This is a genomic window from Azoarcus olearius (assembly GCF_001682385.1).
Lineage (GTDB): Bacteria > Pseudomonadota > Gammaproteobacteria > Burkholderiales > Rhodocyclaceae > Azoarcus > Azoarcus olearius.
The window spans coordinates 1042131-1055042 of sequence record NZ_CP016210.1; the positions used below are offsets into that span (position 1 = coordinate 1042131).

Genomic DNA, 12912 nt, shown 5'->3' on the forward strand with positions numbered 1-12912 from the left:
TCTTACATGCGCTGGGTATTGCCCGATCACATTCAGGACGCGCTGCCGTCCGAGGCAGCCAGCCTCGAGGCGTTGCGCCGCCGCCTGCTGGACGCATTCCGCGTCCGGGGCTATCAATTGGTGATGCCGCCGCTGCTCGAGTACCTGGACTCTCTGACCACGGGCGCCGGTCAGGACCTGAAGCTGCGCACCTTCAAGCTGGTCGATCAGGTATCGGGCCGGACCATGGGCGTACGGGCCGACATGACGCCGCAGGTCACGCGCATCGATGCGCACCTGCTCAACCGCGCTGGCGTGTCCCGTCTGTGCTACTGCGGCAGCGTGTTGCATACGCTTCCATCGACGCTGACGGCGACGCGCGAGCCCCTGCAACTGGGGGCGGAGCTTTACGGCCACGCAGGCATCGATGCCGACATCGAAATCGTCCGCCTGCTGGCGGACGTGCTGCGCCTGGCCGAAGTGCCGGCGAGTCGCATCGATATCGGTCATGTCGGTCTGTTCCATGCCTTGGCGGCACTGGCGGGGATGGTGCCCGAGCGCGAAGAGGAGCTGTTCGATCTGCTGCAGGCCAAGGACGTGCCGGGCCTCAAGGAGATCACCGTCGGTGTTGCCGAGCCGGTCCGGACCGCACTGCTGCGCCTGCCTGCGTTGTACGGCGGGGCGGAGGTCATAGACGAGGCGGCAGCGTGCATGCCCGAGTCGGTGGAGATCCGCGCCGCGCTCGACGACCTGCGGCGGCTCGCCGCGGCGCTGGAAGACCTGCCGATCAGTTTCGATCTGGCCGACTTGCGGGGCTACCACTATCACAGCGGGGTGGTGTTCGCCGCGTATGGCGGTGGCTCGCCCGCGGCGCTGGCGCTCGGCGGGCGGTACGACCGCGTCGGTGAAGCCTTTGGTCGCGCCCGCCCGGCGACCGGCTTCAGTCTTGATCTGCGGGAACTCGCGCTGCGTCTGCCGGCGGCAGTCGTGCCCGGGGCCATTCTCGCGCCGCTGGAAGGTGCCGCGGGTCTCGCGGCCGCGGTCGAGGGATTACGCGCCGCCGGTGAGGCGGTGATGTCCCGCCTGCCGGGACACGAAGGAACATGGAATGACGCTGGCTGCGATCGGCAGCTGGTGATGCGGCAAGGCGCGTGGGTCGTCGAGCCGCTTCAGGGAGAGTAAGGAATGGCAAAGAACGTAGTGGTCGTCGGCACCCAGTGGGGCGACGAGGGCAAGGGCAAGATCGTCGACTGGCTGACGGATCATGCGCGCGGTGTCGTGCGTTTCCAGGGCGGCCATAATGCCGGCCACACGCTGGTGATCGGGCAGAAGGAGTACAAGCTCAACCTGGTGCCGTCGGGCATCGTGCGGGAAGGCGTGGCGTGTTACATCGGCAATGGCGTGGTGCTGGACGCCCACCATCTGCTGTCCGAAATCCGCGTGCTGGAGGCGGGCGGAATCAAGGTACGCGAGCGCCTGCGGATCAGTCCGGGCTGTCCGCTGATCCTCGGCTACCATGCCGCGCTCGACCGGGCGCGCGAGGCTGCAAAGGCCGCCTGCGACAAGATCGGCACCACGGGCAAGGGCATCGGCCCCACGTATGAAGACAAGGTCGCCCGCCGCGCGTTGCGGGTGTACGACCTTTTCGATCGCGAACGCTTCGCAGCCAAGCTGAAGGCGAACCTCGAATACCACAACTTCGTGCTGACCCAGCACCTTGGGGCGGAGCCGGTGGGCTTCGACGAGGTGTTCGACGAGGCAATGGCCGACGCGGCGGAAATCCTGCCGATGGTGGCGGACGTTTCCGCGGAGCTGTACGCGGTGAACAAGGCGGGCGGCAGCCTGCTGTTCGAAGGCGCCCAGGGCACGCTGCTCGATATCGACCACGGCACCTATCCGTTCGTCACTTCCAGCAACTGCGTGGCGGGGCAGGCGGCAGCCGGGTCCGGCGTCGGGCCTGGCCGTCTCCATTATGTGCTTGGGATCACCAAGGCGTACTGCACGCGCGTCGGTGGCGGCCCGTTCCCGACTGAACTGGACATTGAAACCCCGGGTACGCCGGGCCAGCAGATGTCGACCAAGGGGCGCGAATTCGGCACCGTCACCGGGCGCAAGCGCCGCTGCGGCTGGCTCGACCTCGCCGCGCTCAAGCGTTCCATCATCATCAATGGTGTGACCGGGCTGTGCATCACCAAGCTTGACGTCCTCGACGGGTTGGCCGAGCTGAAGCTGTGCACCGGATACATGCTGGACGGCAAGCGGATCGACCTGTTGCCGATGGGGTCGGAAGAAGTGACGCGCTGCGAACCGATCTACGAAACGCTGTCGGGCTGGTCGGGCACCACCTTCGGTGCGCAGAGCTGGGACGCGCTGCCGCAGGAGGCGCGCGCCTATCTCCACCGGATCGAGGAAATCTGCGAAATTCCGATCGACGTCATCTCGACCGGACCGGAGCGGGACGAAACCATCCTGCGGCGCCATCCCTTCGGTGCCTGAGTTCGATGCAGTCGAAGCCGGTCGCGAGACCGGCTTGTTGTTTTGCGGGGCGGTTTGCCTCGGGCGGTGCTGTTACGTGCGGGTGGAGTCGCGCGTCGCCGCAAATGGACGCTACAAAGCAAAAGACCGACTCAAGGTCGGTCTTTGCGAAGAACTGGTGCCCAGAAGAGGACTCGAACCTCCACGCCTCGCGGCGCTAGTACCTGAAACTAGTGCGTCTACCAATTCCGCCATCTGGGCAAGAGCAAAGATTGTAGCTGCAAACTCTCCAGATTGGAAGCCGTTCGTGCTGTCCGACGGCGTCTGGCCGGTCGCTGACCGCGCCTTCCTGGCCTGCGCACGTTTCGCGTCTCGCGCTGCGCAGGAGGCAGACAAAGAAAAAGCCGCTCCGAAGAGCGGCTTTCCTGTGAAACTGGTGCCCAGAAGAGGACTCGAACCTCCACGCCTCGCAGCGCTAGTACCTGAAACTAGTGCGTCTACCAATTCCGCCATCTGGGCAAGAGCCGCGCATTATAAGTACCAATAGAAGAATGTCAATGAGCAAGAACAGAAAAAAATCGCATACCGCCAAGGGCAAGACGACCAAGCACGAAAACACCGGGGTCCGTCCGCCTCGCGTACCCCGCTCGGGGGCGCCCGCTGCGGCGCCGAAACCGAGATTCGCTGGACAGGCTCCGCGCGCCCGGGCCCTGAGTCGCGTCCGCCAGGCCGACCCCTTTTTCGAGCGCGAGTCGTTGCAGTACGACTACCCGTTGCCGAGTCGCGAGTACATCGAGCAGACGCTGGCAGAACAGGGCGTGCCGATGTCCTTCGCCGCACTTGCCGGCGCGCTCGACATCCAGCCGCACGAGCTTGAGCATTTCGAACGCCGGCTGCGCGCGATGGAGCGTGACGGCCAGCTGATGCGCAACCGGCGCGACGCCTTCCTGCTGCCGGACAAGGCGGATCTCATCCGCGGGCGGGTGGAGGGCCATCCGGACGGTTTCGGCTTCCTCGTCCGGGATGATGGACAGCCCGACATCTTCCTCGGCCCCAAGGAAATGCGCGAGGTGCTGCATGGCGACCGCGCCATCGTCCGCATCGCGGGCCAGGACCGTCGCGGGCGACCGGAAGGCAAGGTCGTCGAGATCCTGGAGCGCGCCAACAGCCGCGTGGTCGGCCGCGTGCTCAACGAGCACGGCGTGATGATCGTAGTGCCGGAAAACCGCCGTCTGGCGCAGGACATCTTGGTGGCGCCCGGCGGCAAGAAGGTGCAGCCGGGGCAGGTGGTCACGGTCGAACTGATCGAGCAGCCCACCAAGTACGCGCAGCCGATCGGCCGCGTTACCGAGGTGCTGGGCAATTACGCTGATCCCGGCATGGAGATCGAGATCGCGCTGCGCAAGCACGACCTGCCGTTCGAATTCTCCAGCGAAGCGAAGGCCGACACGCGCAAGCTGCCGACCGCTGTGCGCAAGAAGGATTGGGCGGGGCGCGAGGACATCACGGCGCTGCCGCTGGTGACGATCGATGGCGAGACTGCCAAGGATTTCGACGACGCCGTGTATTGCGAACGCCAGGGCCGCGGTTTCCGCCTGGTGGTCGCGATCGCCGATGTCTCGCACTACGTCGAAGCAGGCAGTGCGCTCGATCGGGATGCGTACGAGCGCGGCAACTCGGTGTACTTCCCGCGCCGGGTCATTCCGATGCTGCCGGAAAAGCTCTCCAACGGACTGTGTTCGCTCAACCCCCAGGTCGAACGCCTGTGCATGGTCGCGGACATGGGCATCTCGATGACCGGTGAGATCAAGGCCTACCGTTTCTATCCTGCGGTGATGTTCTCCCACGCGCGCCTCACCTACACCAAGGTTGCCGCGGCGCTCTACGACAACGACGCCACCGCGCTCGACGAAATCGGCGGGCTGCTGCCGCACCTGGAGAACCTGGACAAGCTGTTCCGGGTGCTGCTGAAGGCGCGCGCCAAGCGCGGTGCGATCGACTTCGAGACCACCGAGACGCGGATGATCTTCGACGACAACGGCAAGATCGAGCGCATCGTCCCCGAAACCCGCAACGACGCCCACCGCCTGATCGAGGAGTGCATGCTCGCGGCCAACGTGTGCGCGTCCGATTTCCTGCACAAGAACGATCATCCCGCGCTGTACCGGGTGCACGAAGGACCGACCCCGGAAAAGCTCGAAAAGCTGCGCACCTTCCTGTCCGAATTCGGCCTGCCGCTGGGCGGAGGTGACGAACCGCGCGCCAAGGACTACGCCGCGCTGCTCGACAAGGTCAAGGACCGGCCCGATGCCCAGTTGCTGCAGACGGTGATGCTGCGCTCGCTGCGGCAGGCGGTGTACAGCCCCGACAACGTCGGGCACTTCGGCCTCGCCTACGAGGCCTACACCCACTTCACCTCGCCGATCCGCCGCTATCCCGACCTGCTCGTGCATCGCGCGATCAAGGCCGTGCTCGCCGGCGAGCACTACGCCGCGGGCGACTGGGACGACATCGGGCTGCACTGTTCGACGACCGAACGCCGCGCCGACGAAGCCACGCGCGACGTTGTTGCCTGGCTCAAGTGCTACTACATGCAGGACAAGGTCGGCGAGGAGTTCGAAGGCAGCGTCTCGGCGGTCGTGCCCTTCGGCCTGTTCGTCGCGCTCGATGGCATCTTCATCGAAGGCCTGCTGCATGTGTCCGAACTCGGCGCCGATTATTTCCACTACGACGAAGCCCGCCACGCGATGCTGGGCGAGCGTACCGGCAAGCAGTTCCGCCTGTCCGATCGGGTGCGTGTGCAACTGGTGCGGGTCGATATGGAAACCAACAAGATCGACTTCCGCCTGGTCGAGGGGCCGCTGCTTGCCAAACCGGCGCGAAAGGCAGCCGCCCCTGCAACCGAAGCGCTCGTCGAGGTGCCGCAGGACGCCGCTGCTCCCGTCGCCCCCGCTGGCGGCCGCAAGCGCAAACCGGCCGTGGAGAAGGCGCCGCAGCGCGCCACGGAAACGGTAGAATCGCCGCCCCCGCAGACGGCGGCGGCGAAGACGAAGCGCGCGCGGAAGGCGCCGGTCGTCGAGGTGGCAGCGGAGGCGACCCCGACGGCCGCGGCAGAGCCGGCGAAGGCCTCCGCGACGCGGACCCGGCGCCGCAGCGCAGGGGCTGTGGCCGAAACCGCCGCGGTGACGGCCGGCACGGCTGCTTTCCAGGCGGAGACGCCGGCGGACGCGGTGGTCGCCGAGTCGGCGCCCAAGGCGAAGACCAGGAAGACGGTCAAGCGGGCCGGGCAGGAAGACGGCGTGGCGTCGGCAGGCGAAAGTGTGCCGGCGGAGCCCGCCGCGCCGGCCAAGACCCGTCGCAAGACTGCGGCGCCCGCGCCGGTACCCGAGGCGAAGGCGAAGCCTGCGACCAGGACGCGTGCCGCCAAGCCTGCTGCGCCGGCGGAGGCACCGGCGACAGAACAAGCGCCCTCCGCCGGGGCGGCGCCGCGCAAGCGTGCCGCGCCGAAGACGACCGCCGCGGCCCGGCCCGATGCGGAGGACGCGCCGACGCCGAAGGCACTGACTACCAAGAAAGGCGCGAAGGCCAAGGCGCCGGCAGCCGTAGCCGCCGGCGCGGCAACGGGCGCGAAGGCCGCTGCGCGCAGCAGGGCCAGGGCCACCACGACAACCGAAACCGGCGACAAGGCGGAGCCCGCCAAGCCGGCAACAGCAAAGAAGGGTAAGCGCATTGGCTAAACCAGCAGAATCCTCGGCCACGCGCCTGATCTACGGTTTTCACGCGGTATCGGCCAAGCTCCGCCACGCGCCCGAGGCGGTGCTGGAGGTCTATCTGTCCGGCGACCGCAAGGACGCGCGGGTCAAGAAATTCCTCGCGACTGCGGAGGCGGTTGGCACCCGCATCGTGCCGAGCGAACACGAGCGGCTCGACGCACTGGTGGGCACGCGGCGCCATCAGGGCGTGGTGGCGCGCATCGACGCCACCCGGCGTGAGATCAAGCTCGCCGACGTGCTTGACAACCTCGACGAGAACGCGCTGATCCTGGTCCTCGACGGCGTGCAGGACCCGCACAACCTCGGCGCCTGCCTGCGCGTGGCAGATGCCGCCGGCGCCCACGCGGTGGTCGCACCCAAGGACCGCGCGGTCGGCCTCAACGCCACCGCCGCCAAGGTCGCCAGCGGTGCGGCCGACACGGTCCCCTACATCACCGTGACGAATCTGGCGCGCGCGCTGCGCGAAATGCAGGAAGCCGGCGTGTGGGTGGTGGGCGCGGCCGGCGAGGCGGAGAAATCCGTCTACCAGGTGGACCAGCGCGGCCCGCTCGCATGGGTGCTCGGGGCCGAAGGCGACGGTCTGCGCCGCCTGACCCGCGACACCTGCGACGAGCTGGCGCAGATTCCCATGCACGGCTCGGTCGAAAGCCTCAACGTGTCGGTGGCGAGCGGCATCTGCCTGTTCGAGGCCCGCCGCCAGCGCGCCGACGTTAGCGCCTGAAGCCCCGCGCGGGCGGCGGGGGGACGCACGGCCACTATGGGTGGCATGCAACCTGCATGCACGCTTGGCCGCAAGGTTACCGTTGTCGTTCCCGGCCCGAGGGCGTATACGCGCCCGGAGCGCGCGCCGGGATTGCCTATGATGCTGAAGCAAGGAGAGAAGCGATGAAGTCCGCGCTGGGTTTCCTGGTCGCGGCCAAGCGCTGCGAGATCCACGGGCTGGAGCAGCTCGAAGTGACCTGCGGCCTGGTCAAGGGTGTCAGCGAGCTGGTGCACATGCTGCAGAAGGAGCGTGGCGCTTCCAATGTGTTCCTGGCCTCGCGCGGCAGCCGTTTCGCCGACAAGCGCAGCGAACAGGTTGCCGCCACCGAGGCGGTCGAGATCCAGGTGCGCGACCTGTTCGACCGCCTCGCCACGGATTCCGCACGCATGGCCGGCGGCATGCGTCTTTTCAGCCGTATCGCCTACGTGCTGCACGCGCTCAACGCCCTGCCGGCGCTGCGCGAACAGATCGAAGGGCTGCGCCTGGGGCCGGAGCAGGCCACGCATTCGTTCAGCGAACTGATCGCCGGGTTGCTGGCGGTGGTGTTCGAGGCCGCGGACACCGCGGTCGACCCGGCGATTTCGCGTGCGCTGGTGTCGCTGTTCAATTTCATGCAGGGCAAGGAGCTGGCCGGGCAGGAGCGCGCGGTCGGTGCCGCCGCGTTGGCCGCCGGGCGCTTCGAGGCCGGCGAGCAGCAGCGCATGCTGCACCTCATCGAGGCGCAGGAGCGCTGCTTCCAGCTCTTCATCGAGTTCGCCGATCCCACGCTGCGCACGATCTGGCGCAACGCCCAGGTCGCGCCGGAGATCGCCGAACTGGAGCGCATGCGCCGCATCGCCACGACGACGCCCGCCGGGCGCCCGGTGGACGACACCAGCCAGCGCTGGTTCGACTGCGCCACCGCGCGCATCGACGTGATGCGCCAGGTGGAGGATTGCGCCACCAACGCGCTGCTGCAGCTGTGCGAGAACACGCTGGCTGCCGCGCGCACCGAACTCGCCGAGCACGCCGCGTTGCTCGACACCCTCGAGGCCGCCGGCGGACCGGATGTGCTGCCGCCGGCGGCGCTGTCGGCACTGGTGGAGCGCGCCGGTGTGACGGCACCGGCAGGCGCGCCGGCCGCGCCGGAAGCGCTGCACGCGGCCGATGGGCTGGGGCCGCAGCTCGGCCGCTCGGTATTCGAGCTGATGCAGGATCAGGCCCAGCGCCTGCAGACCATGAGCGACGAACTCAACACCGTGCGCGCGGCGCTCAACGAGCGCAAGGTGGTCGAACGCGCCAAAGGCCTGCTGATGGCAAGCCGCGGTCTCAGCGAAGAAGAGGCCTACAAGCTGCTGCGGCAAACCGCGATGAACCAGAACCGCCGCCTCGTCGAGGTGGCCGAAGCCACGCTGGCGCTCGCCGACGTGTTGCGATCCGAATAGGCGATCGCGCTGCGCCGCGGGCCTTCGGCCTGTGGTGCAGATCCTCCGATTGACCGCACTCGCATTGTGCGAATTGTCGACTTGTCGCACTGCAGCAGTGCGCCCCGGTTGTCGGTGCTTCCTCAAAATCTCCCTTAAAACCGCGTGGTTGCGCGCTTTTGCTGTGCACCACGCGGTTGGCACGCTTGCTGCTAAAGAGGTAGCAAGCTGAACCAACGACGGTTCGGCGTTCGATGACCGAACACTGGACAACGGCGTCCATTTCTTCTCCGCACGGATGTGGGGACGGAAATGGACGCCTTTTTGTTTTTTGGACTTCGCCTAGGAGCGCGAGATGACCAAGCAGACCTTCACCACCCCCGAACTGTCCCGCCGGGGCTTTCTCAAGGCCAGCGCCGCGGCGGGTACCGCGACGCTGCTGTCCGGGCTCTTCCCCGGTGGCGTGTGGGCGGCGGGTTCCGACGCGCCCGAGAAGAAGGAAATCAAGGTCGGCTTCATTCCGCTGACCGACTGCTCGTCGGTGGTGATGGCCGCGGCGCAGAAGTTCGACGAGAAGTACGGCATCAAGATCGTGCCGAGCAAGGAAGCGAGCTGGGCCGCGGTGCGCGACAAGCTGGTCTCCGGCGAACTCGACGCCGCGCACGTGCTGTACGGCCTGGTCTACGGCGTGCACCTCGGCATCGGCGGGCCGAAGAAGGACATGGCAGTGCTGATGACGCTGAACAACAACGGCCAGGCGATCACGCTGTCGAACCAGCTGAAGGAGAAGGGCGTCATCGACGGCGCCTCGCTGAAGAAGGTGGTCGCGGCGAGCCCGGCCGGCACCTACACCTTCGCGCAGACCTTCCCCACCGGCACCCACGCCATGTGGCTCAACTACTGGCTGGCGGCCAACGGCATCAACCCGCTGCAGGACGTGAAGTCCATCGTGGTGCCGCCGCCGCAGATGGTGGCCAACGCGCGGGTCGGCAACATGCACGGCTACTGTGTCGGCGAACCCTGGAACCAGCGCGCCATTGTCGACGGCGTGGGCTTCACCGCCGTCACCACGCAGGATATCTGGGTCGATCACCCGGAGAAGGTGCTCGGCACCACGGGCGACTGGGTGACCAAGAACCCCAACGCTGCGCGCGCGCTCACCGCCGCAATCCTGGACGCCTCGCGCTGGATCGATGCGTCGATCGCTAACCGCCGCACCACCGCGGAAACGGTGGCGGCACGCTCCTACGTCAATACCGACATGGACGTGATCCTGGGCCGCATGCTCGGCCGCTACGAGAACGGCCTCGGCAAGACCTGGGACGACGCCAACGCGATGAAATTCTTCAACGACGGCGCGGTGAACTTCCCCTATCTCTCGGACGGCATGTGGTTCCTCACCCAGCATCGGCGCTGGGGGCTGATCGACAAGGACCCCGACTACCTCGGCGTCGCCAAGGCGATCAACCGCATCGACATCTACAAGCAGGCCGCCACCGCGGCCAACGTGGCCCTGCCCAAGAGCGACATGCGCAGCAGCAAGCTGATCGACGGTGTGGTGTGGGACGGCAAGGATCCGGCGAAGTACGCCGCCGGTTTCAAGATCAAGGCCTGAGTCAAGGAGCGAGCAAATGGCGACTGCAACTGTGACGGTGGAAGAGGCGGCGGCCGTGGCGGCCCCGCTGGAGAGCGGTCCGGCGCGTAGCGTGGCGGCCCGCAACGACAAACCGGCGCCCGCGCCGGTGCAGGCGGCACCCGCCGCCGAGCCGCGCACCAGCCGTGCCGGCGAATGGCTGGGCGCGATCGTGCGCGCGGTGCTGCCGCCCGTCATCGGCCTCGCGCTGCTGGTGGGGCTGTGGCACCTGGGCACGATGAACGGTGGCGGCCTGCCCAGCCCGGCCAAGACCTGGAACGCGGCGGTGGTGCTGTTCTCCGACCCGTTCTACCAGGCCGGTCCCAATGACCAGGGCATCGGCTGGAACGTGCTCTCCTCGCTGCAGCGCGTTGGCATCGGCTTCGGCATCGCCGCGCTGGTGGGCATTCCGGCCGGCTTCATGCTGGGCCGCTTCGCGGTGCTGTCGCAGATGATGAACCCGATCATCAGCCTGCTGCGCCCGGTGTCGCCGCTCGCCTGGCTGCCGATCGGCCTGCTGGTGTTCCAGCGCGCCGACCCGGCGGCGACCTGGACCATCTTCATCTGCTCGATCTGGCCGATGATCCTCAACACCGCGCAGGGCGTCACCCGCGTGCCGCAGGACTACCTCAACGTCGCCCGCGTGCTCAACCTGTCGGAGTGGAAAGTCTTCACCAAGATCCTGTTCCCGGCGGTGCTGCCTTACATGCTCACCGGCATCCGCCTGTCGATCGGCACCGCGTGGCTGGTGATCGTCGCCGCGGAAATGCTCACCGGCGGCGTCGGCATCGGCTTCTGGGTGTGGGACGAATGGAACAACCTCAAGGTCGAGCACATCATCATCGCCATCTTCGTGATCGGCACCGTCGGCCTCATCCTCGAACAGGCGCTGATGCTGATCGCGCGCCGCTTCAACTACGAAAGCCGTTAAGGAGTCGCGACCATGAGCAAGAAGATCGTCCAGATCGAAAAGGTCGGCCAGACCTTCGAGACCAAGAAGGGCAAGTTCACCGCGCTGCGCGACATCCACCTCGACATCCACGAGGGCGAGAGCATCAGCCTGATCGGCCACTCCGGCTGCGGCAAATCGACGCTGCTCAACCTCATTGCCGGTCTCACCCGGCCGACCTCGGGGGTGATGCTGTGCGACGGTCGCGAGATCGCCGGTCCCGGCCCGGAGCGCGCGGTGGTGTTCCAGAACCACTCGCTGCTGCCGTGGCTGACCTGCTTCGACAACGTCTATCTCGCGGTGGAACGCGTCTTCGCCCGCAAGGAAGGCAAGGCCAAGCTCAAGCAGCGCACCCACGAGGCGCTCGCGCTGGTCGGCCTGACCCACGCCGAGAACAAGTATCCGCACGAGATCTCCGGCGGCATGAAGCAGCGCGTCGGCATCGCCCGCGCGCTGTCGATGCAGCCGCGCATCCTGCTGATGGACGAGCCGTTCGGCGCGCTCGATGCGCTGACCCGCGCCAACCTGCAGGACGAGCTGATGAAGATCCTCGCCGCCACCAAGGCCACCATGGTGATGGTCACCCACGACGTGGATGAGGCGGTGCTGCTGTCCGACCGCGTGGTGATGCTGACCAACGGCCCGGCGGCCACCATCGGCGAGATCCTCGAGGTCAAGCTGGAGCGCCCGCGCGACCGCCTGGCGCTGGCACACGACCCGCAGTTCGGCGAATGCCGCGCCGCGATCATGGAGTTCCTGTACCAGAAGCAGCTGCGCGTCGCGGCCTGAGCACCCCGACCCACTGGCGGCCGGTTCCCTGCGGGGGCCGGCCGCCTGTCGTTTACGCGGCCATGCGATGTTGTGGTGCAGCATCGCGGGCGATGCACCAGCCCGGTGCTGCGCGGGCATGCCAGAGAGCCCTCAGGCTGTCCGTTTGTGTCTGAAATATTAAATAGAATCAATCAGTTGTCGGTTGATTCCCACTCTGGCACCGCTCTTGCATTCACACACGCAAAGGCCGGGGCAACGAGGCTCCGGCACTGTGCTGATGCAAGGCATGCGGACAACGGCGTCCGCCGTTTCCCGGTTCTGCGGAACCTGTGGAAACGGCGAGACGCCGTTTTTTTTCGCCTCAAGTTTGACGTTGGAGGGTTCGATCATGGCCAAGGTAACGCTTGTCGGGGCAGGGCCCGGCGCGGCTGATCTGCTGACTGTTCGTGCGGTGCGCGCCATTGGCCAGGCCGATGTGCTGCTTGCCGATGCGCTGGTGACCGAGGAAGTGCTGGCACTCGCCAAGCCGGGTGCGCGCGTGCTGCGCGTCGGCAAGCGCGGCGGCATGAAGTCCACCGCGCAGGACTTCATCCACCGCGTGATGGCGCGCTACGCCCGCCGCGGCTGCGCGGTGGCGCGCGTCAAGGGCGGCGACCCCTTCCTGTTCGGCCGCGGCGGTGAAGAGGCCGAATACCTCGAAGCGCTCGGCATCGAGGTCGAGGTGGTGCCGGGTCTCACCTCCGGCATCGCGGTGCCGGCGGCGGTCGGCATTCCGGTCACCCACCGCGCCCATACCCACGGCGTCACGCTGGTTACCGGCACCGCCGGCGACGGCCGCGACGAGCCAAACTGGGCGGCGCTGGCCAAGTGCGGCACCACGCTGGTGATCTACATGGGGCTGGGCCGGCTGCTCAACATCGTTGCGCGCCTGATCGCCGCCGGCATGCCGCCGGACACCCCGGCCGCGGCGATCGCCTCGGGCACGCTGCCGGGCCAGCGCCACGTCAAGGGCACGCTGGCCGACCTGCCGCTGCGCGTCACTGCCGAAGGCCTCAGCTCGCCGGCCATCATCGTCGTCGGCGAGGTCGCCGCGCTTGCCCGAGTGCCCGGACTGGCGATGGATGAGTCCGACGTGCGCGCGCTCGCCGCGTGAGCCAGGAGAGCGC

Annotated in this window: 9 protein-coding genes and 2 tRNA genes; 9 read left to right on the forward strand and 2 right to left on the reverse strand. The window is 67.4% G+C overall.

Features of this window, described 5'->3' with window-relative positions; all coding sequences use genetic code 11:
• Positions 1–6 precede the first annotated feature (6 nt).
• Both dqs_RS04970 and dqs_RS04975 read left to right on the forward strand, forming a co-directional pair.
• Complete coding sequence (locus dqs_RS04970) at positions 7–1161, forward strand: ATP phosphoribosyltransferase regulatory subunit (RefSeq protein ID WP_065339835.1); 1155 nt, start codon at positions 7–9, stop codon at positions 1159–1161.
• Positions 1162–1164: 3 nt separating this feature from the next.
• The gene (locus dqs_RS04975; protein ID WP_011764672.1) at positions 1165–2475 is read left to right on the forward strand and encodes an adenylosuccinate synthase; all 1311 of its coding nucleotides are present in this window, start codon (positions 1165–1167) and stop codon (positions 2473–2475) included.
• A gap of 155 nt (positions 2476–2630) precedes the next feature.
• Here the strand turns inward: dqs_RS04975 and dqs_RS04980 are convergent.
• Both dqs_RS04980 and dqs_RS04985 read right to left on the reverse strand, forming a co-directional pair.
• Positions 2631–2715 (reverse strand) — tRNA-Leu (locus dqs_RS04980).
• A gap of 173 nt (positions 2716–2888) precedes the next feature.
• Positions 2889–2973: transfer RNA gene (locus tag dqs_RS04985), tRNA-Leu, on the reverse strand.
• Positions 2974–3209: 236 nt separating this feature from the next.
• Here dqs_RS04985 and rnr point away from each other — a divergent pair.
• The 7 genes from rnr to cobA all read left to right on the forward strand — a co-directional run bounded on the left by rnr (position 3210) and on the right by cobA (position 12899).
• A complete protein-coding gene (rnr, locus tag dqs_RS04990; RefSeq protein ID WP_065339836.1) occupies positions 3210–6191 on the forward strand; it encodes a ribonuclease R in 2982 nt (993 codons plus the stop codon).
• Entirely contained in the window at positions 6184–6948 is a 765-nt protein-coding gene (gene rlmB, locus dqs_RS04995; protein WP_065339837.1) for a 23S rRNA (guanosine(2251)-2'-O)-methyltransferase RlmB, read from the forward strand. The genes rnr and rlmB overlap by 8 nt, the downstream gene beginning before the upstream one ends.
• 164 nt (positions 6949–7112) lie before the next feature.
• Positions 7113–8414 (forward strand): nitrate regulatory protein, encoded by a 1302-nt coding sequence (locus dqs_RS05000; protein WP_065339838.1) that lies wholly within the window; start codon positions 7113–7115, stop codon positions 8412–8414.
• 334 nt (positions 8415–8748) lie between these two features.
• On the forward strand, positions 8749–10008 hold the full coding sequence (locus dqs_RS05005) for an ABC transporter substrate-binding protein (RefSeq protein WP_065339839.1): 1260 nt from the start codon (positions 8749–8751) through the stop codon (positions 10006–10008).
• Between the two features lie 16 nt (positions 10009–10024).
• Entirely contained in the window at positions 10025–10957 is a 933-nt protein-coding gene (gene ntrB, locus dqs_RS05010) for a nitrate ABC transporter permease (RefSeq protein ID WP_065339840.1), read from the forward strand.
• Between the two features lie 12 nt (positions 10958–10969).
• A complete protein-coding gene (locus dqs_RS05015) occupies positions 10970–11764 on the forward strand; it encodes an ABC transporter ATP-binding protein (RefSeq protein ID WP_065339841.1) in 795 nt (264 codons plus the stop codon).
• Between the two features lie 370 nt (positions 11765–12134).
• A complete protein-coding gene (gene cobA / locus dqs_RS05020) occupies positions 12135–12899 on the forward strand; it encodes a uroporphyrinogen-III C-methyltransferase (protein ID WP_011764679.1) in 765 nt (254 codons plus the stop codon).
• Positions 12900–12912: the final 13 nt, after the last annotated feature.